The sequence below is a fragment of the Aeromonas sp. MR16 genome (assembly GCF_022549315.1).
Taxonomy (GTDB): Bacteria; Pseudomonadota; Gammaproteobacteria; order Enterobacterales; family Aeromonadaceae; genus Aeromonas; species Aeromonas aquatica.
This window is the reverse complement of record NZ_JAKZFK010000008.1, coordinates 1-20831: the sequence shown is the minus strand read 5'-3', so window position 1 is coordinate 20831 and position 20831 is coordinate 1. Positions and strand designations below refer to the sequence as shown.

Sequence of the window (20831 nt, the reverse complement as noted above, 5' to 3'; positions counted from 1 at the left end):
ACTTTTTTGTTTGAAACATTTGAAACAGAGGCTTAGAAATCTCATGCATAAACATATTCTCGCACGTTCAGTGGGCCTTGCCCTGCTGGCAAGCGGTCTGCTGTCCGGTTGTGGCGACAAGGGAGAAGCCCAGCAGGCCATGGGGGAGATGCCCCCTGCCGCCGTGGACGTGGTGACCCTCCATACCGCCCCGCTGCAACTCATGTCCGAACTCACCGGCCGCACCGCGCCCCTGCGCGTCGCCGAGGTGCGTCCCCAGGTCAATGGCATCATCCTCAAGCGTTTGTTCACCGAGGGTAGCGACGTCAAGGCCGGTCAGTTGTTGTACCAGATCGATCCCGCCGTCTATCAGGCCGCCGTCGCCAGTGCCAAGGCGAATCTCGCCAAGGCCGAAGCCAACGAGCGCAGCGCCCGCCTCAAGGCCCAGCGTTATGCCGAGCTGGTGAAGGTCAAGGCCATCAGCCGCCAGGAATATGACGACGCCGACGCCGCCTGGAAGCAGCAGGTCGCCGAGATAGGGGCCGCCAAGGCTGCCTTGCAGAGCGCCAACATCAACCTGGCCTATACCCGCATCACGGCTCCTATCAGTGGCCGCATCGGCAAGTCTGCGGTGACCGAGGGTGCCCTGGTCACCGCCCAGCAGGCCGACAGCCTCACCACCATCTCGCAGCTCGATCCCATGTATGTGGATGTGCGCCAGTCCACCGCCGATCTGCTGCGCCTCAAGCGCCAGGTCGCCGCCGGCAAGCTGACCCAGGGTCAGCAGGATGGCGCCAAGGTCAGCTTCCTGCTGGAAGATGGCAGCCAGTACGGCGAACAGGGCGCGTTGCAGTTCTCCGACGTGACCGTGGACGAGACCACCGGCATGGTGACCCTGCGGGTGATAGTGCCGAACCCGGATCGGCTGCTGCTACCCGGCATGTTCATGCGTGCGACCCTGCAAGAGGGTGAGCGTCCCGAGGGACTGCTGGTGCCGCAGACCGCCGTGACCCGTACCCCGAACGGGGGCGCCACCGTCATGGTGGTGACGGCGGACAACAAGGTTGAGCTGCGCAACGTGCAACTCAGCCGCGTCGTTGGCGACAGCTGGGTGGTGGAGTCCGGCCTCAATGCCGGCGAGAAGGTGATCGTTGCCGGTCTGCAGAAGGTCAAACCCGGTGCCCAGGTCGCGCCCGCTGAACGCAAGAGCGACAGCGCCGCCACTAATGCCCAGCAGACCCCGGCCAACAAGTAAGGATGGAGTAGTCGCCTCATGGCACGATTTTTCATAGACAGACCCATTTTCGCCTGGGTGATTGCCCTGGTGATCATGCTGGCCGGGACCATGGCGATCATCGGCTTGCCGGTCGCCCAGTACCCGACCATAGCCCCGCCCGCCGTCGGCATCTCCGCCAGCTACCCGGGCGCCTCCGCTAAAACCGTGGAAGACTCGGTGACCCAGATCATCGAGCAGAACATGACGGGGCTGGATCACCTGCTCTACATGTCCGCTCAATCCGATTCTTCCGGCAACGTCAGCGTGACCCTCACGTTCCAGCCGGGCACCGATCCCGACATCGCCCAGGTGCAGGTGCAAAACAAGCTGCAGCAGGCCATGTCGCTGCTGCCCCAGGAAGTACAACAGCAGGGGATCCGGGTTCAGAAGACCTCCAGCAGCTTCCTGATGGTGGCCGCCTTCATCTCCAGCGATGGCAGCATGACCAACGATGACCTCGCCGACTACGTGGTGAGCAACATCAAGGAGCCCCTGAGCCGCCTGGACGGGGTGGGTGACATCACCCTGTTCGGCAGCCAGTACTCCATGCGTATCTGGCTGGATCCGCACAAGCTCAACCGGGTGCAGATGACCCCAGGGGACATTCAGGCCGCCATCAAGGCGCAGAATACCCAGGTGGCGTTCGGCAAGCTGGGGGGCACCCCGGCGGTGAGCGATCAGCAATTTACCGCCACCATCATGGGGCAGACCCGGCTCTCCACCCCGGAGGAGTTCAACAACATCCTGCTGCGGGTGAACCAGGACGGCTCCAAGGTGCTGCTCAAAGACGTGGCTCGGGTCGAGCTCGCCGGTGAAAGCTACGACGCCTCTGCGCTCTACAACGGTCAGGCCACGGCGGCGCTCGCCATCAAGCTGGCGACCGGGGCCAACGCCCTCAACACCGCCGCCGAGGTGCGCACCAAGCTGGGTGAACTCTCCGAGTACTTCCCGGCCAACATGAAGATCGTCTACCCCTACGACACCACGCCCTTCGTGAAGATCTCCATCGAGGAGGTGGTGCAGACCCTGGTGGAAGCCATCTTCCTGGTGTTCTGCGTCATGTATCTGTTCTTGCAGAACTTCCGGGCGACCCTTATCCCGACTATCGCGGTGCCCGTGGTGCTGCTCGGGACCTTCGGCGTCATGGCGGCGTTCGGCTTCTCCATCAACACCCTGACCATGTTCGGCCTGGTGCTGGCCATCGGCCTGCTGGTGGATGACGCCATCGTGGTGGTGGAGAACGTGGAGCGGCTGATGAGCGAGGAGGGACTCTCCCCGCTGGAAGCGACCCGCAAGTCGATGACCCAGATCACCGGCGCCCTGGTGGGGATAGCCCTGGTGCTGTCGGCGGTGTTCGTGCCCATGGCCTTCTTCGGTGGCTCGACCGGTGCCATCTATCGCCAGTTCTCCCTGACCATCGTCTCGGCCATGGTGCTCTCGGTGCTGGTGGCGCTGATCCTGACGCCGGCCCTGTGTGCCACCCTGCTCAAGCCGATGCAACATGGCGAGTTTGGCGCCAAGCGCGGCTTCTTTGGCTGGTTCAACCGCTTCTTCGACGCCAGCGCCAACCGCTACCAGAGCAGCGTGCGCAAGGTGATCAAACAGGGTACCCGCTACAGCGTCATCTATGTCGCCATGCTGGCGGTGCTGGCCATCCTGTTCATGCGACTGCCCACCTCCTTCCTGCCGGAAGAGGATCAGGGGGTCATCATGTCCATGGTGCAGCTGCCGGTCGGGGCGACCAAAGAGCGTACCGAGGTGGTGCTGGCGCAGATGCGCGACTACTTCCTCGAGACCGAGAAGGACAATGTCGATTCCGTGCTGACGGTGGCGGGCTTCAGCTTCGCTGGTAGCGGTCAGAACAGCGGTATGGCCTTCATCAAGCTCAAGGACTGGAGCGAGCGTAAAGGGGAGGAGCGCAGTGCCAATGCCATCATAGGCCGCGCCATGGGCTACCTGTTCAGCATCAAGGAAGCCCAGGTCTTCGCCTTCAACCTGCCTCCGATCCCGGAGCTCGGTACCGCCACCGGTTTTGACTTCTTCTTGCAAGACCGCGGCGGCCTTGGCCACGAGAAGCTGATGCAAGCCCGTAACCAGCTGCTCGGCATGGCGGCGCAGGATCCCAACCTGGTGCGGGTACGCCCGAACGGGATGGAAGACACGCCCCAGCTCGACATCAAGATCGACTACGAGAAGGCGCTGGCCCAGGGCCTCTCCATCACCGACATCAACAACACCCTGTCGGCGGCCTGGGGCTCGTCCTATGTGAACGACTTCGTCGATCGCAGCCGGGTCAAGAAGGTCTATCTGCAGGCGGATGCCCAATTCCGGATGAACCCGGAAGATCTCAAGCTGTGGTATGTGCGCAACAGTGCGGGTCAGATGGTGCCCTTCTCCGCCTTCGCCAGCACCGACTGGAGCTTCGGTTCTCCTCGTCTGGAGCGCTACAACGGCGTCTCCGCCATGGAGATCGTCGGTGAGGCGGCCCCCGGCAAGAGTACAGGTGACGCCATGGCGGCCATCGAGCAGATGGTGAAGCAACTGCCGGAAGGGGTTGGCATCGAGTGGACCGGTCTCTCCTTCCAGGAGCGGCAGGCCGGCTCTCAGGCGCCTGCCTTGTACGCCATCTCGCTGCTGGTGGTCTTCCTCTGTCTGGCGGCGCTCTATGAGAGCTGGAGCATTCCGTTCTCGGTCATGCTGGTCGTGCCGCTCGGGGTACTGGGTGCCATCCTGGCGGCGACCATGCGGGGGCTGGAGAACGACGTCTACTTCCAGGTGGGCCTGCTCACCACCATAGGGCTCTCGGCCAAGAACGCGATCCTGATCGTGGAATTTGCCAAGGAGCTCTATGACAAGGGCATGGGGCTGGGGGAAGCCGTGGTCGAGGCAGCGCGCCTGCGTCTGCGTCCGATCCTGATGACCTCGCTCGCCTTCATCCTCGGTGTGCTGCCGCTGGTGGTAAGCTCGGGCGCCGGCGCCAGCAGCCGTAACGCCATCGGTACCGGCGTGATGGGGGGGATGATCAGTGCGACCGTGCTGGCCATCTTCTTCGTGCCGCTGTTCTTCGTGCTGGTGATGCGTTACTTCACCAAGCACCAGTCCGCCGAAGAGCGCGTGGCTCATGCCAAGGAGATCAAACATGACTAAGACCCTGGTCGCCCTGAGCGTGACCCTGCTGCTGGGGGCCTGCTCCATGGCCCCCGACTACCAGCGTCCGGAGTTGCCGCAAGGCGCCTCCTGGCAGGACAACCTCGCCGCCAAGGGGGATACCGCCCCCTGGCAGCAACAGTTCCTCGATCCGGCCCTGCAGAAGCTGATCGGCACGGCGCTCGACAACAACCGGGATCTGCGGCTCGCGGCCCTCAACGTCGAGGCCTATGAGGCCAGATACCGGATCCAGCGGGCGGCCCAGTTGCCGACCCTGGCCGCCAGCGGCTCTGGCACCCGCCAGCAGGGATCCGACGATCTCAGCGCCACCGGGCAGGGCAGGATCAGCAGCCAGTATGGCGCCGACATCGGCATCACCGCCTACGAGCTGGACCTGTTTGGCCGGATCCAGAGCCTGAAAGATCAGGCGCTGGAGAACTATCTGGCGCAAATCGAGACCCAGCGCAGCACCCAGATCGCGCTGGTCGCCTCGGTGGCGAACGCCTACTTCACCCTGCTGGCGGATCAGGAGTTGCTGGCACTGAGCCAGGCAACCCTGGCCACCGAGCAGGAGAGCTACGCCCTGACCCAGCACAAATACCGGCTGGGGGCCGCCTCCGAGATGGAGCTGGCTCAGGGGCGCACCGCGCTCGAAAACGCCAGGGTCAGCCAGGCGCAATACCAGCGTCAGGTGAAACAGGACAGAAATGGCCTGGCCCTGCTGCTCGGCACCGAGGTACCGGTGCTGGAGGGGCAACCCAAGACCCTGGATGAGGTGCAACTGGCGGCCATTCCGGTGGGCGCCCCCTCCAGCCTGTTGCAACAGCGGCCGGATATCCTGGCGGCGGAGCACAGCCTGAAGGCGGCCAATGCCAATATCGGTGCGGCCCGCGCGGCCTTCTTCCCGACCATCTCGCTGACCGCGACGGCGGGCACCGCCAGCAACCAGCTGAGTGGCTTGTTTGACGGCGGCACCGGCACCTGGACCTTCATGCCCCAGATCAATCTGCCTATCTTCGACGGTGGCAAGCGGGTGGCCGATCTGGACGTGGCCGAGGTCGGCACCAAGCAGGCGGTGGCGAGCTACGAGAAGAGCATCCAGACCGCCTTCAAGGAGGTCGCCGATACTCTGGGCGCCCAGGCCGATTATCAGCAACAGCTGCAGGCCCAGCAGGATCTGGTGGATGCGAACCAGACCTACTTCAAGCTGGCGGAGTTCCGCTATGAGCAGGGGGTGGACAGCTACCTGACTCGCCTCGATGCCCAGCGCTCCCTGTTCAGCGCCAGGCAGGGGCTGATCAGCACCCGTCTGGCCCAGCTTAGCAATCAGGTCGCGCTCTACAAGGCGGTCGGTGGCGGCTGGCAGGCCCCCAAGGAAGCCTCATCTGCAGCCGAAGGGCAGGGCTAGTCTCTCTCCTCGTTGACACGGTGACAGCAACAGGGCGAACCATTGGGTTCGCCCTGTTTTTATATGTGATGACACCAACCCATATGGGAGAGTTAGAGATTTACTCGACAAACATGGGATCAGCCAGCACAAGTGCTACCGATGATATGCATCAGCCTCTCCTGTCTTCATCTAGCTGCGAAAACCGGTAGCCTAATCACTGCCACCATCCATCTCATCCACTGAACCCAGCCAGAGTCATGCCACAAATTGCATAAGCTGCGAACTTATTATTCTTTCAAAGAATAATTGAGGGAATCATATAGTTGGTCACTCGACACTCATTCCAAGGACGTGCAATGAAACGACTACTGCCCGCCACCCTGCTCGCCGCAGGCCTGGCCCTCGCCCCACTGGCCCAGGCTGCCACCCTGCTCAACGCCTCCTACGACGTGATGCGTGACTTCTACAAGGACTACAACGCAGCCTTCCAGAAACACTGGCAGGCAGAAGGCGGTCAGCCGCTGCAGATCAATATGTCCCACGGCGGCTCGAGCAAGCAGGCACGCGCCGTCATCGACGGCCTGCCCGCCGACGTGATCACCATGAACATGGCCACCGACATCAACGCCCTCGCCGAGCATGGCGGCCTGGTACCGAAAGAGTGGGCGACCCTCCTGCCGGACAACAGCGCGCCCTTCACCTCGGCCACCGTGTTCATCGTGCGCAAGGGCAACCCCAAGGGCCTGAAGGACTGGCCCGATCTGCTCAAAGAGGGCGTGCGGGTGATAGTGCCCAACCCCAAGACCTCGGGTAATGGCCGCTACACCTACCTGTCGGCCTGGGGCTATGTACTGGAGAAGGGTGGCGATGAGAAGGCGGCCAAGGCGTTCGTCGGCAAGCTGTTCAAGCAAGTCCCTGTACTCGACACCGGTGGCCGCGCCGCCACCACTACTTTCATCCAGAACCGGATAGGCGACGTGCTGATCACCTTCGAGAACGAAGCCGAGATGATCGCCCGCGAGTTCGGCCGTGGCAACTTCGAGGTGGTCTACCCCAGCGTCACCGCCGTGGCCGAGCTCCCGGTGGCGGTGGTCGACAAGGTCGTCGACAAGCAGGACACCCGTCAGGAGGCCGAGGCCTATCTGAAATACCTGTGGTCTGACGAAGGCCAGCGCATCGCCGCCAACAACTACCTGCGCCCGCGCAACCCGGCGATCCTCGCCGAATTCGCCGACCGCTTCCCGACAGTCACCTTCCTCAACGTGGTGAAGACCTTCGGCGAGTGGCCGCTGATCCAGAGCACTCACTTCAAGGAGGGTGGTGTGTTCGACCAGGTCTACGTCGTGCAGTAAGACGCGTCTTGGATGAAAGAATCCCGGCCAGGTGCCGTTATGCAGGGGCGATTCACCCGTGGGAGCCTCACTCCTTGACCGTCATAGGTCCCGGTTGGCTTGTCAGGGATCCCATGGAAGAGCAGGTCATGGCCGGCATGTGAAGGGAGCGGGTTGGTCTCTAGCGGTATTGATCCTGGGCCCCTAACGGGGCCCAAATGACAAAAAGCACAAAGGGTTAGCCTCATGATGAAGCTAACCCTTTGTTTTAATTGGTGCCGGTAAGAGGAGTTGAACCCCCGACCTTCGCATTACGAATGCGCTGCTCTACCAACTGAGCTATACCGGCCTGTCATTAGATTCCCGAAAATGTCCTGGCAAGTCAATGAGTCTGAATCGATTTCATGTGTCAGCTCATGGAGTTACAGGCGCTCTTCAGAGATCCACAAACTCCGGAATATGGGCGCGGCCACGGCTCTCGAGAAAGGCGAGCAGGGCGCGAGGGGAACGAGCCAGGATCCGCTCCTCGGGGAAGCCGGCCTCGTTGACCAGTCGCTGGCAGTGTTCAAAATCCCCCAGGCTGAAGGCCACATGAGAGTCGGAACCAAAGGTGAGATAGGCGCCCAGATCGCGCGCCGCCTCGACGATGGCGCGGCAGTTGCCTTCGCTGCCGGGGCGGGAGTGGATGAATGAGGAGTTGTTGAGCTCCAGCGCTACCCGATATTCGGCCGCTGCCTTGACCACCGCCTGGATGTCGATGGGGAAGGCGGGGTTGCCGGGGTGGCTTATCATGTCGACCCGGCCACTCTTGATGGCGTTGATCATGGCCTGGGTGTGGGTGGCCTGATCGCAGGGGGGAAACACCGGCTCATGGAAACCGGCCATGATCATGTCGAGCCGCGACTCGTAGCGCTCGGGGAAGTCGATCTCGCCGTCGATGTTCTTGATGTTGGCTTCGATGCCGCGCAGGATGCCGACCCCGTCGACTACCCTGGGCAGCACATGCAGGTTGACGAAATGCCAGAAATGGGGGGCATCGGCCATGTCGGGGCCGTGATCCGTGGTGGCGAACAGCTTGATCCCTTTCGCCTTGGCGATGGGCAGGTAGTCATGAATGGTGCTGTAGGCGTGGGTGCTGGCGACGGTGTGAGTGTGGGTATCGACCTGGTACTTCATCTTATCTCCCCTCTGGCATGAGGCGTCAGCATAGCAAGATTGGCGGGGTCGGGCCATGTGGTGACCTGCCATACTTTGTCACAAATTACGGCGAGACTGACAAAGTCTGACCATCTTTACCTGTCAGGATAGGGCCATCGATGCAAGCCTGAACACCCATCGATGAGCCGGATCAGGATGGTTTGGCTCTCTTTTCCCCACCGTCGCCCCTGCGACGGTTTTTTTTGCCCGATTTTTAACCGAAAGGCCGCCATCGTGCCTTGCCGGATAAAAAAAGGCCCAACGAGCATGGCGCAGGTTGGGCGAGACTTAATGTTTAATTGCAGTGGCATAGATATAGAGTCCCGTTGGTCAGCTAAGTTCCCGCCCTGTTCTTCCTTTTTTGATTAAAACATTTCGCCAACACTCGTTCACATTCTCTTGACATGAGTGTGCATGAAACGTACTTTTTAAACATTCGTTTAAGTGAGGTGTCCAGTGAGTAAAATCGATACCAAAAACCGTATTCTCGATGCCGCCGAGGTGTTGTTCGCCGAACGGGGGTTCGCCGATACCTCCCTGCGTCTGATCACCAGCGAAGCCGACGTCAACCTGGCGTCGGTCAACTACCACTTCGGCTCCAAGAAGGAGCTGATCCAGGCGGTGCTCGATCGCTATCTGAGCCTGTTCATGCCGGAGCTGGATGCGCGCTTGCATACCCTGATGGCGCAGGAGCAGCTGACCCTGCTGCAGGTGTTCGAGAGCTTTGTCGAGCCCCTGATGAAGCTGGTGGCGGTGCGTGCCAATGGCCCCGCCATCTTCATGCAACTGCTGGGCCGTGGCTACATCGACAGCCAGGGTCACCTGCGTCGCTTCATCACCACCCACTATGGCGCGACCCTGCAGCGGATCACCCAGGCGATTTCCAAGGCCAATCCGGCGCTGTCGCCGGCGGATCTCTTCTGGCGCCTGCACTTCACCCTGGGCACGGTCGTGTTCACCATGGCCTCCGCCGATGCCCTGCGGGACATCGCCCAGGCCGACTTCGGCCAGCAGCTCGATGTGGAAGGGCTGGTGCGCAACGTTATTCCTTACCTGGCGTCCGGTGTCGGGGCGCCCGTGGAGTCGACCAGGCTCTCCCTGGCCGTGTAACCGCTAACAATAAATCAACGGAAACAGTGAAATAGAAGGAACTTGAGTATGATCACATTGCTTATCCTGCTGGTGCTGGCGATAGCCGTTGTGCTCGGCGTGCCCGCCATCCGTAAAAAGGTGGTGACCCGTCCCGTGTTTGGCGTCTTCAAGAAGATACTGCCGCCCCTGTCGGCCACCGAGCGGGAGGCCATGGAAGCCGGCTCCGTCTGGTGGGATGGCGAGTTGTTTCGCGGCAACCCCGACTGGAAGAAGCTGCACGGCTACGGCAAGGCCGAGTTGAGCGCCGAGGAGCAGGCCTTCATCGACCATCAGGTCGAGACCCTGCTCGCCATGGTGGACGACTTCAAGATCGTCAACGAGACCAAGGAGCTGCCAGAGCAGGTCTGGGACTATCTGAAGAAGGAAGGCTTCTTCGCCCTGATCATCCCAAAATCCTACGGTGGCCGTGAGTTCTCCGCCATCGCCAACTCCACCATAGTCACCCGCATCGCCACCAAGAGCCTGAGCGTGGCGGTCACCGTCATGGTGCCCAACTCCCTCGGCCCGGGCGAGCTGCTGATGCACTACGGTACCCAGGCCCAGAAGGATTTCTGGCTGCCGGGGCTGGCCAATGGCAAAGAGGTGCCCTGTTTCGCCCTGACCGGCCCGGAAGCGGGCTCGGATGCGGGCGCCATCCCGGACAAGGGGATCGTCTGCAAGGGGCTGTACAAGGGTGAGGAAGTGCTCGGCATCCGCCTGAACTGGAACAAGCGTTACATCACCCTGGCGCCGCGCGCCACCGTGCTGGGGCTGGCGTTCAAGCTGTATGACCCGGAGAAGCTGCTGGGTGGCAAGGAAGAGCTCGGCATCACCTGTGCCCTGATCCCGACCAGCCACCCGGGTGTGCGGGTCGGCGATCGCCACTATCCCATGGGGCTGGCGTTCCTGAACGGCCCGACCTTCGGCAAGGACGTGTTCATTCCGCTGGACTGGATCATCGGCGGCCCGGAATACGCCGGTCGTGGCTGGCGCATGCTGGTCGAATGTCTCTCCGCCGGCCGCGGCATCTCCCTGCCTGCGCTCGGTACCGCCTGTGGTCACATGGCCAGCCGCACCGTGAGCGCCTACTCCTATGTGCGCAAGCAGTTCGGCATGTCCATCGGCAAGTTCGAGGGAGTGCAGGAGGCGCTGGCCCGCATCGGTGGTCTGACCTATCAGCTGGAAGGGGCTCGTCGCATGACCGCAGGCTCGCTGGACTTGGGCCAGGCGCCGGCCATCGTCACCGCCATCTCCAAGTACCACATGACCGAAATGGCGCGCCAGATCATGGATGACTCCATGGACATCCACGCCGGTCGCGCCATCCAGCTGGGGCCGAAGAACTACACCGGCTACGCCTACATGGGCATTCCGGTGGCCATCACGGTGGAGGGGGCCAACATCCTGACCCGCAACCTGATGATCTTCGGCCAGGGGGCGACCCGTTGCCATCCCTACGTGTTTGCCGAGCTGGAAGCGGCGGCCGACACCGACGTGGAACGCGGTCTCAAGAAGTTCGACGGCCTGCTGATGAAGCACGTCGCGTTCGGTGCCGGCAACTTCTTCGGCGCCCTGTTCCAGGGGCTGACCCTGGGCCAGTTCAACGGCGCCCCGGTGGGGGGCGAGACCGCCCGCTACTACAAGCAGCTGTCCCGCATGAGTAAAGGGCTGGCCCTGTGCGCCGACGTCTCCATGCTGATGCTGGGGGGCGATCTCAAGCGCAAGGAGATGATCTCCGCCCGCCTGGGTGACGTGCTGAGCCACCTCTATCTGGCCTCTTCCACCCTCAAGCACTACGAGGATCAGGGCCGCATGGTCTCGGATCTGCCGTTCGTGCAGTATGCGGTGGAGCGCAACCTCTATCTGATCGGCAAGGCGTTCGAGGGCTTCTTCCAGAACTTCCCGAACAAGGTGGTGGGGGCCGTGCTCAAGCGGGTGGTGTTCCCGTTCGGCGTCGGTTACCAGATGCCGGCCGACGATCGTTGCCACGCCATCTGCTCGGCCATGATGAAGCCGGGCGAGTTCCGCGACCGTCTGACCGCGCTCTGCTATGTGGGCAAGGAGGAGTCGGATCCGGTTGGTCAGATGGAGCGTGCCTTCCTGGCCATGGTATCGGTACAACCCATCGAGAAGAAGCTGGTGCAGGCCCAGAAAGAGGGCAGGTTGCCACGCAAGATGGCGCTGCCGGAGCTGGTGGCTGCCGCCCTGTCCCAGTCCATCCTGAGCCAGGAGGAGGCCGACAAGCTGCTGGCCGCCGACGCCCTGCGTTATGAGGCCATCCAGGTCGACAACTTCGCCCCGGGCGAGCTGGAAGGACTGTCCCAACCCGCCCCTGCGGTGCACGCCGCTTAAGCCTGGAATAAAGGGCTCTGAAATAAGAGCACTGACATGAATCGAAAACCGGCCCCTGTGGCCGGTTTTTTTATTGGTATACAAGAAGAGGGGGGCAAGGCTGATGGCGTTGGGCGGCGAGGGGAGTGGAATGACAGTACCGACATTAGCCATAAAAAACGGCTCCGTGGGAGCCGCTTTTGCTGATGTGAAGCGAGTTATTACTCGACCATCATCACCTTGCAGGTATTGGTACTGCCCACGGTTTCCATCTTGTCGCCGTGAGTCAGCAGCACCATGTCGCCGCTTTGGACCAGGCCCTTGGCCTTGAGTGCATCCAGCGCCTCGCGGCACACCTCGTAGACCGGCTTGCTCTCGTCGCCGTCAAACAGCACCGGCGTGACGCCACGGTAGAGGTTGGTCCAGGCCAGGGTCTTGTTGTGGGGAGACATGGCGAAGATCGGCAGGCCGGAGCTGATGCGGGACATCAGCAGCGGGGTGGTGCCGGACTCGGTCAGTGCCACGATCGCCTTGACTCCTTCCAGGTGGTTGGCGGCATACATGGTGGACATGGCCACGGCCTCTTCCACCGAGGTGAAGGTGTAGCTCATGCGGTGGTTGGAGACGTTCAGGCTCGGGTGCTTCTCGGCGCCCACGCAGACGCTGGCCATGGAGGTCACCGTCTCGATGGGGAACTGACCGGCGGCGGTCTCGGCTGAGAGCATCACCGCATCGGTGCCGTCCAGCACGGCGTTGGCCACGTCCATGACCTCGGCACGGGTCGGCAGCGGGGCATTGATCATGGACTCCATCATCTGGGTCGCGGTGATCACCACCCGGTTCAGGCGACGGGAGTGACGGATCAGCTTCTTCTGCACGCCCACCAGTTCGGGATCACCGATCTCGACGCCCAGATCGCCACGGGCCACCATGACGGCGTCGGAGCCGAGGATGATGTCTTCCATCGCCTCGTCGGTGGCGACGGTTTCGGCGCGCTCGACCTTGGCCACTATCTTGGCGTTGGAGCCGGCCTCGCGGGCCAGTTCGCGGGCGTAACGCAGGTCGTCGCCGTTACGGGGGAAGGAGACAGCCAGGTAATCCACGTTCATGCGGGCCGCAGTCTTGATGTCTTCCTTATCCTTCTCGGTCAGGGCCGGGGCGGAGAGACCGCCGCCTTTCTTGTTGATGCCCTTGTTGTTGGAGAGGGGGCCAGCCACGGTCACCGCGGTGTGAATGCGGGTGCCTTCGACCTGTTCGACTCTCAGCTGTACCCGGCCGTCATCCAGCAACAGGATGTCGCCGGGGACCACGTCATTGGGCAGGCTCTTGTAGTCGATGCCGACCTGCTCCTGGCAGCCTTCACCCTTGCCAAGGGCGGCGTCGAGCACGAACTTGTCACCGATGGCCAGGTAGATCTTGCCATCCTTGAAGGTGGAGACACGGATCTTGGGGCCTTGCAGATCGCCCATGATGGCGACGTGGCGGCCGAGCTTGGCGGCGATTTCACGCACCTGGTTGGCGCGCAGGATATGATCTTCAGGAGTGCCGTGAGAGAAGTTCATCCGCACCATGTCGGCACCGGCGCGGATGATCCCCTCGAGGATGCCGTCGCGATCGGTGGCTGGACCCAGTGTGGTTACAATCTTTGTACGTCTTGGCATGAAAGACTCCGGTATGAAGTTGATATGACTTGAAATTCTGCCCCGTCAAGCGTGTGGGATTGGCGCCCGCTTGCAGGCCATCTGGGTGGCCTTTTGTTATTAAATTACAATACTACACCAAGCCAAGTGGCATAGACAGTCGGGGGGGTTGGCCCCCGGCTGGTCAGGAATTGTGCGGGGTATCGAAGCGGGATTCACGCAAACCTTCTTTGACTTTCTTCAGGTTTTCGCGAAATTTCATGCCACGGCGCAGGGTAAAACCGGTCGCCAGCACATCCACCAGGGCTAGCTGGGCGATGCGGGAGGCCATCGGCATATAGACGTCGGTGTCTTCCGGCACATCCATGGAGAGTACCAGGTTGCACTCGCGTGCCAGCGGGGAATCCTTGGCGGTCATGCCGATCACGGTGGCATCGTTTTCACGGGCGAGCGCGGCGATCTCGACCAGCGCCTTGGTGCGGCCGGTGTGGGAGATCAGCACCACCACATCCCCTTCGCTGCTGTTGATGCAGCTCATGCGCATCATGACGATGTCGTCGAAGCTCACCACCGGAATGTTGAAGCGGAAGAACTTGTTCTGGGCATCGCGGGCCACGGCCGAGGAGGCGCCCAGGCCAAAGAAGCTGATCTTCTTGGACTGGGTCAGGATGTCGACGCAGCGATTGATGGCGGAGATGTCCAGGCTGTTTTTGGCGGCATCAAGACAGGCCATGGTGGATTCGAAGATCTTGGCGGTGTAGGTGTCGGGACCGTCTTCAGCTTCCACGTGGCGATTCACATAGGGCGTACCGTTGGCCAGGCTCTGGGCCAGGTGCAGTTTGAAGTCGGGGAAGCCCTTGGTATCGAGGCGGCGGCAGAAGCGATTGACGGTCGGTTCACTGACGTCGGCCATCTTGGCGAGGGTGGCAATACTGGAGTGAATGGCGGTCTGGGGGGACGCCAGTATTACTTCAGCCACTTTACGCTCTGATTTACTGAAACTTTCCAAATTGTTCGTAATTTTATCGAGGGTATTCATCATTACCACCAGGCATTTTTGTAATTTAACTTCAGTGTCTGTGCACTAAATTCACAGCTCAAGCAGGTTTCCAATCAACTTGATGACTATACAAGACAAGCGCTTATCGGAACTAATCTCGGCCCCATAAAGTATGACTCATGTCTAATTATTTCGTATTTTTGGTTACAAACTTCCATTTGCCCTCTGAAAACGCTTACAAATGTTGCAAAGCAACAACACTGTGAGCGGGCGCACAGTTGCACCCATCAAACGCGCGGCCGGGTCTTGGGCTCGGGTAGAATCTTTGCCAAATAACAATGTCGGGACGGTAAGGGCCGCCCCGAGTCGGTAACGAAGGAGTTTGTTATGCAGCATACCCATGCGCTGGTCGGCGACGTCGGCGGCACCAATGCTCGGCTGGCCCTCTGTGAGTTGGCAAGCGGCACCATTTTCCAGGCAAAGACCTATTCCGGGCTGGCACACCCCAGCCTGGAAGCCGTGGTGCGCCTCTATCTGGAAGAGCATAAAACTGAGGTGAGCGAGGCCTGTATCGCCATCGCCTGTCCGATCAACGGCGACTGGGTCGCCATGACCAATCACAGCTGGGAATTCTCGATTCGTGAGATGCAGACCAACCTGGGCCTGGCCCGGCTGCAAGTCATCAACGACTTCACAGCCGTCTCCATGGCGGTGCCCGTGCTGGGTGAGGTCGACCGCATCCAGCTGGGCGGCACCGCCCCGGTGGCAGGCAAACCCATCGCCATCTACGGGGCCGGTACTGGCCTGGGGGTCGCTCACCTGGTACAGGCTGGAGATCTGTGGCTGAGCTTGCCGGGCGAGGGTGGCCACGTGGACTTTGCCGCCAACAGTGAGGAAGAGGATGCGGTGCTGCAGGTGATGCGCTCCGAGTTGGGCCATGTCTCGGCGGAGCGGCTGCTCTCGGGGCCGGGTCTGGTCAACATCTATCGTGGCCTGGTGAAGTCCGATGGCCGTGAACCCGAGGCCTTTGCCCCCAAAGACATCACCGAGCGGGCGTTGGCGGGGTCCTGCCTCGATTGTCGTCGCACCCTGAGCCTGTTCTGCGTGCTCATGGGCCGCTTTGCCGGCAATCTGGCGCTCAACCTGGGCACCTTCGGTGGTGTTTATATCGCCGGTGGCATAGTGCCGCGCTTCCAGGAGTTCTTCCTCGGTTCGGGCTTTCGGGTCGCCTTCGAGGACAAGGGACGCTTCAAGCCCTATCTGAAAGATATCCCCGTGTTCCTCATCACTCACGAGGGACCTGGCCTGCTCGGCGCCGGTGCTTACTTGCGTCAATCCCTCGGGATCCTGCTCTGAAAAACGAGCAGGGAAACGATTTCATCGTGGTTCAGTCCCGATTCAGTGACCATGGCGTAGAGTGAACTCACGTACTCAAGAGGGCAGGGCTTCATAAGGAATTGGAACCGGTCTTCATCCGCTGGGTGCGATTGTCACCTGACAAGCCTGAACTGTTTCACCGGCCCTCGCGGCCGGTTTTTTTATCTCTTTCTGCCAGCTGACTCTTCTCCAGACATAGCTTTCCATGCCGATGTTCCCCGTTGATGTAGGGAGAGGTTGTTCCCCCAAGCGTTGCTATTAGGCCGTCGATAATTGCCATCTTGCGAGCCTGCCTACGAATACAGCTCCTGCACCAATAAACAGTGCAGAAAGTGACTGATGAAGGGATAGAGAGGCATTGGCAGCGAGCGAATGCGGTTCGCCCCGTTATCTTGGAATGGCGGAGAGGATGGAAAGAAACGGGTGGGGCTTGAGAAGGCTTGCCAGAGCTGCATGCTCTCAGAGGTATATTCAGCGATGGCTCAATGGTACCCGCCCGGGCCAGTCAGGCGGGTATCTATGGATCAGGGGAGGGTCATCTGGAATCTGGCTCCACCGAGTGGGGACTCATCCACCCGAATGTCGCCGCCATAGCTGTGTACGATTTCGGTCACCACCGCGAGGCCTATGCCCTGACCGGGGGAACTGTCAGCCCGGACTCCGCGCTGGAAGATCTGTTCTGACTTGCCGGGCGCGATGCCGGGACCGTCGTCTTCCACCACGATGAGCAGACCGCTGCCCTGACGATGCACACGCACCTGGATTTCGCTGATGGCAAACTTGCAGGCATTGTCGAGCAGGTTACCCATCAGCTCCATCAGATCACCCTGCTCGCCATGAAAGAAAACATCGTCATCGAATTGGAAGCCGGTTTGCAGCTTCTTGTGACGATAGACCTTGGCGAGGCTCGCCAGCAGTTTCTCGATGAGCGGTACCGGCTCTGTGCCCTTGCTGGCGAGGCGCTTGCGGCCGGTGACGGCGCGGCGCAACTGGTACTGGATGATCTGATCCATGGTGGTGATCTGTTCATTGATGTTGTCATGGATGTCATGACCGAGCTTGAGCTCCTGCGCCGTGATCTGAATGAGTGCCAGCCGGGTTTTCAGACTGTGGGCCAGATCGTTCAGCGCGTGCTGGTAGCGCTGGGTCTGCTGGCGCTCGTTCTCCAGCAACTGGTTGACCGATTCTGTCAATGGCGTTAGCTCCCGCTCGTAGTCACTGGAGAGTGCCTCGCGTTTGCCGGCCCGGATGTCGTCTATCTGTCGTGCCATGGTACGCAAGGAGGAGAGGCTCCAGAAGCTGGTCAGCAGCAGCAAGGCGCCGAGCAGGCAATAGGAGAGCAGCGCCTGGCGAATGCACTGGTAGAGATATTCCCGGGACTGTAGCTGGTAGCCCTTGGCCGAGTCGACCATCACCACGTAGTAAGTGGTGGGACCGTCGCCGTGATTGCGCAGGAAACGCAGGCTGTAGATGAAGTAGCTCTCACCATTTTTGATGGTATGCAACTTGAAGAAGTAGTCCTGATCCAGGCCACCAAGATACTTCATCATATCTCGACAGATGGTTCCCTTGATGGTGATCACCTCTGGCATATGCAGGCTGGACCAGCTTAGCTCTCCGTCGGACCGACAGATCAGGGTATCGAGATTGGGGTCGATGGCGTCCGGGGTGATGTTGCTGAGATCGGTGATGGCATGGGGGTCCGGCTGCTTGGAGGAGAACAGTTTGGAGAGGTTCTCCTGCATACGAGCACTGGCCTTCTGGGCCTGCTCCTCGGTGTGACCTAGGTAGAGGATATAGACGGAAAAGGCCATGATGATCGCGATGACCAGCATGGCACTCAGCATCAGCTTGAGATGGAGAGAGTTGCGGATCAGATGCATGGGGCTCTGCATAGTTGTTGTCACAGCGGCTGATTTAGCTGCATGAAAGATTGAAGATATAACCCTGGCGGCGAATGGTGGAGATGGGCGATACCAATCCTTCCGGATCCAGTTTCTTGCGCAGTCGGCTCACCATGACTTCGATGGTATTCGGATCCCCTTCACCATCACCGTAGAGCTGGTCCAGCAGTTGCTGCTTGGAGACCACCTGACGGGCATTGCGCATCAGGTACTCCAGGATGAGATACTCGAAACTGGTGAGCACAGTAACTTCGCCAGCGATAGTCAGCTCCTTGCGGGACAGATCGAGCTCGTAGTCACCCGCCTTTACCTTGGGTGAAATAAAGCCGGCACTGCGACGCACCAAGGCGTTGAGGCGAGCAAGCAGCTCGTCTTTCTGGAACGGTTTGACCAGGTAATCATCGGCACCAGCCTCCAGGCCTTCCACCTTGTCCTGCCAGTTGCCACGAGCGGTCAGCACTATGATGGGGAAGGGGATCTGCTGCTCTCTTAGTTGGCTGATGAGCTGCAGGCCGTCCATGTCCGGCAGGCCGAGATCGATGATGGCCACATCGATGGGGTAGTCGCGAGCATAATGCAACGCTACCAAGGCACTGTCCGTGCTATGGACCTGATTCTGGGCCTCGGTCAACAGCGTGGTGAGATGATGATTGAGCAGCTTGTCGTCTTCGACCAAAAGGATTTTCATAAGATGCATGATGATGAGGGTCCAGGCTGTCAATTAGAGGGTGTATGGAGAGGAGAGTCAACGGGGATCCTACACAGAGCCCCCTGTATCGAGACTGAATCGCATATTCCTTTATTTCCTGAGAGTTTTCTTAATGCAAGTGCGATGGCCGATGTGTGTCCATTTGACGGATGTTCTAGGAGTCAATCCAGTGTCGTTGGCCTCTGATCCGTCCTCTTACGGAGAGCTTTGCGACTATTATGATCGCACCGAAAGGGCTGAACACTTGTTTCGGGACTCATGACTACAAGCGACCATTGCGCGGAGAGCATACTTGAGCGCATAAAACCCTTATCTATAACCATATAAAATGAAAAGGTTTTCTTTATACTCTGCTAAGTTTATCCAGGAATGGTTGGGAACCACCTCACACCAACGGGGTCGTTTGGAGCTCAACCTTAGGTGAGCGCTCTCTGATGTTTTAACTATTCATACTCGGGGGAAGCGAGATAGAATCAGGCGCGAATCGGGTATAGGGCTTTAAATGCCCAAGATGTGAACAATGCATGCTCTCGGGATGCTCAGATGTGCAACGTGATTTGGCACCATTGTGACACATCAATCAATACAAGAAGCTGGAGGATATGATGACCAACAGCGCGCACAATCAGGTTAAAAGCAGCATATTGGGAGCTGTAACTCAGGGGCGGTAGCCAACGCTACTGCCGAGATAAATAGGTTATCTTTCTTCCTCTATCATTTGTCTGCCTCCATTGCACCTTATTTAACTTAATTATTCTGTAAAGGCTCTCATCCATATGAAAATCCTCGTGACCGGTGGTGCCGGCTTTATTGGCTCTGCCGTTGTTCGCCATATCATCCGTGACACCCAAGACTCCGTCATCAATCTCGACAAGCTGACTTATGCGGGCAACCTGGAGTCCTTGGCAGAAGTATCGAGCAGCGAGCGCTATGCCTTCGAGCAGGTAGATATCTGCAACCGCGCCGAGCTGGATCGCGTCTTTGGCGCCCACCAACCCGATGCCGTGATGCATCTGGCCGCAGAGAGCCACGTCGATCGTTCCATCACCGGACCTGCCGATTTCATCGAAACCAATATCGTCGGCACCTACATGCTACTGGAAGCCGCCCGTGCATATTGGAACGGCCTGGACGAGACACGCAAGGCGGCCTTTCGCTTCCACCATATCTCTACCGATGAGGTATATGGCGACCTGCCCCATCCCGATGAGGTTAATGCCGGCGAGGCGCTGCCGCTCTTTACCGAAACGACTCCTTATGCCCCCAGCAGCCCCTACTCTGCGTCCAAGGCCTCCAGCGACCACCTGGTGCGCGCCTGGCGTCGTACCTACGGCTTGCCGACCGTGGTCACCAACTGCTCCAACAACTACGGCCCCTATCACTTCCCCGAGAAGCTGATCCCGCTGGTGATCCTGAACGCGCTGGATGGCAAGCCGCTGCCGGTGTATGGCAAGGGCGACCAGATCCGTGACTGGCTCTACGTGGAAGATCATGCCCGCGCGCTCTATGCCGTGGTGACCACTGGCGTGATGGGTGAGACCTACAACATCGGCGGTCACAACGAGAAGCAGAATCTGGAGGTGGTGCACACCATCTGCGATCTGCTCGATGAGATGGTGCCCAAGGCGGGCTCTTATCGCGATCAAATCACCTATGTCACGGACCGCCCAGGTCATGACCGTCGTTACGCCATCGATGCCAGCAAGATGAGTCGTGAGCTTGATTGGCAGCCGCAAGAGACCTTCGAGTCCGGCATTCGCAAGACGGTGCAGTGGTACCTGGAAAACACGCAGTGGGTCGGCAACGTCAAAAGCGGGGCCTATCAATCCTGGATCGAGCAAAACTACGGGGAGCGTGCCTGATGCATATCCTGCTGTTTGGTAAAAATGGCCAGGTGGGCTGGGAGCTGCAGCGTGCATTGGCGCCACTGGGGCGCATTACCGCCGTTGATTTTGACTCCACCGACTACTGCGGTGATTTCAGCAATCCGGCCGGGGTGGCCGAGACGGTGCGTCTGGTCAAGCCGGATGTGATTGTCAATGCCGCCGCCCATACTGCTGTCGACAAGGCAGAGAGCGAGCGGGAATTTGCCGAACTGCTCAACGCCACCAGCGTGGCTGCGATTGCCAAAGAAGCCGAGGCATTGGGGGCTTGGCTGGTACACTACTCCACTGATTACGTATTCGATGGCAGTGGCGAACGTCCCTGGGTCGAGAGCGACCAGACCGCCCCGCTCAACGTCTATGGCGAGACCAAGCTGGCGGGTGAACAAGCCGCCGCACTCTGTGCTCGTCACCTCATCTTCCGGACCAGCTGGGTGTATGCCGCCCGCGGTGCCAACTTTGCCAAGACCATGCTGCGTGTTGGCAAGGAGCGCAGCGAGATGTCGGTCATCAATGACCAGTTTGGTGCGCCGACC

Annotated in this window: 13 protein-coding genes, 1 tRNA gene and 1 pseudogene; 9 read left to right on the top strand and 6 right to left on the bottom strand. The window is 60.1% G+C overall.

Annotated elements, in window-relative coordinates; genetic code table 11:
- Positions 1–43 precede the first annotated feature (43 nt).
- From MM194_RS08160 to MM194_RS08145, 4 genes are all read left to right on the top strand, one after another.
- On the top strand, positions 44–1234 hold the full coding sequence (locus MM194_RS08160; RefSeq protein WP_241343273.1) for an efflux RND transporter periplasmic adaptor subunit: 1191 nt from the start codon (positions 44–46) through the stop codon (positions 1232–1234).
- An 18-nt stretch (positions 1235–1252) separates the two neighbouring features.
- Positions 1253–4402, top strand: coding sequence for an efflux RND transporter permease subunit (locus tag MM194_RS08155; RefSeq protein WP_033129889.1), 3150 nt, complete (start codon positions 1253–1255; stop codon positions 4400–4402).
- Entirely contained in the window at positions 4395–5810 is a 1416-nt protein-coding gene (locus tag MM194_RS08150) for an efflux transporter outer membrane subunit (RefSeq protein WP_241343272.1), read from the top strand. Before MM194_RS08155 ends, MM194_RS08150 begins: the two co-directional genes overlap by 8 nt.
- A gap of 338 nt (positions 5811–6148) precedes the next feature.
- On the top strand, positions 6149–7144 hold the full coding sequence (locus MM194_RS08145; RefSeq protein ID WP_241343271.1) for a sulfate ABC transporter substrate-binding protein: 996 nt from the start codon (positions 6149–6151) through the stop codon (positions 7142–7144).
- 252 nt (positions 7145–7396) lie between these two features.
- Here MM194_RS08145 and MM194_RS08140 read toward each other — a convergent pair.
- Together MM194_RS08140 and MM194_RS08135 are read right to left on the bottom strand one after the other, a co-directional pair.
- Positions 7397–7472, bottom strand: a tRNA-Thr gene (locus tag MM194_RS08140).
- A gap of 86 nt (positions 7473–7558) precedes the next feature.
- Positions 7559–8299: a phosphatase gene (locus tag MM194_RS08135; RefSeq protein ID WP_033129886.1), complete on the bottom strand. Its 741-nt coding sequence runs from the start codon at positions 8297–8299 to the stop codon at positions 7559–7561.
- Positions 8300–8776: 477 nt separating this feature from the next.
- Between MM194_RS08135 and MM194_RS08130 the strand changes: the two are divergent.
- Together MM194_RS08130 and MM194_RS08125 are read left to right on the top strand one after the other, a co-directional pair.
- Positions 8777–9430 (top strand): annotated as a pseudogene (locus MM194_RS08130) (TetR/AcrR family transcriptional regulator); the annotation flags it as partial.
- A 48-nt stretch (positions 9431–9478) separates the two neighbouring features.
- The gene (locus tag MM194_RS08125; protein WP_241343270.1) at positions 9479–11803 is read left to right on the top strand and encodes an acyl-CoA dehydrogenase; all 2325 of its coding nucleotides are present in this window, start codon (positions 9479–9481) and stop codon (positions 11801–11803) included.
- 200 nt (positions 11804–12003) lie between these two features.
- Here the strand turns inward: MM194_RS08125 and pyk are convergent, their stop codons facing one another.
- Together pyk and MM194_RS08115 are read right to left on the bottom strand one after the other, a co-directional pair.
- A complete protein-coding gene (pyk, locus tag MM194_RS08120) occupies positions 12004–13443 on the bottom strand; it encodes a pyruvate kinase (RefSeq protein WP_033129883.1) in 1440 nt (479 codons plus the stop codon).
- 163 nt (positions 13444–13606) lie between these two features.
- The gene (locus MM194_RS08115) at positions 13607–14461 is read right to left on the bottom strand and encodes a MurR/RpiR family transcriptional regulator (RefSeq protein ID WP_193354252.1); all 855 of its coding nucleotides are present in this window, start codon (positions 14459–14461) and stop codon (positions 13607–13609) included.
- A 348-nt stretch (positions 14462–14809) separates the two neighbouring features.
- Between MM194_RS08115 and glk the strand changes: the two genes are divergently transcribed.
- Positions 14810–15778 (top strand): glucokinase, encoded by a 969-nt coding sequence (gene glk / locus MM194_RS08110; protein ID WP_241343269.1) that lies wholly within the window; start codon positions 14810–14812, stop codon positions 15776–15778.
- Between the two features lie 545 nt (positions 15779–16323).
- Here glk and MM194_RS08105 read toward each other — a convergent pair.
- Positions 16324–17682, bottom strand: a complete 1359-nt coding sequence (locus MM194_RS08105) for an ATP-binding protein (RefSeq protein ID WP_152599071.1) — start codon at positions 17680–17682, stop codon at positions 16324–16326.
- A gap of 34 nt (positions 17683–17716) precedes the next feature.
- The gene (locus tag MM194_RS08100; RefSeq protein WP_033129908.1) at positions 17717–18391 is read right to left on the bottom strand and encodes a response regulator transcription factor; all 675 of its coding nucleotides are present in this window, start codon (positions 18389–18391) and stop codon (positions 17717–17719) included.
- 797 nt (positions 18392–19188) lie between these two features.
- Here MM194_RS08100 and rfbB point away from each other — a divergent pair.
- Both rfbB and rfbD read left to right on the top strand, forming a co-directional pair.
- The gene (gene rfbB / locus MM194_RS08095) at positions 19189–20274 is read left to right on the top strand and encodes a dTDP-glucose 4,6-dehydratase (RefSeq protein ID WP_241343268.1); all 1086 of its coding nucleotides are present in this window, start codon (positions 19189–19191) and stop codon (positions 20272–20274) included.
- Positions 20274–20831 (top strand): dTDP-4-dehydrorhamnose reductase (gene rfbD / locus MM194_RS08090; protein WP_241343267.1); only part of this gene is annotated, 558 nt, incomplete at its 3' end. The genes rfbB and rfbD, both read left to right, overlap by 1 nt.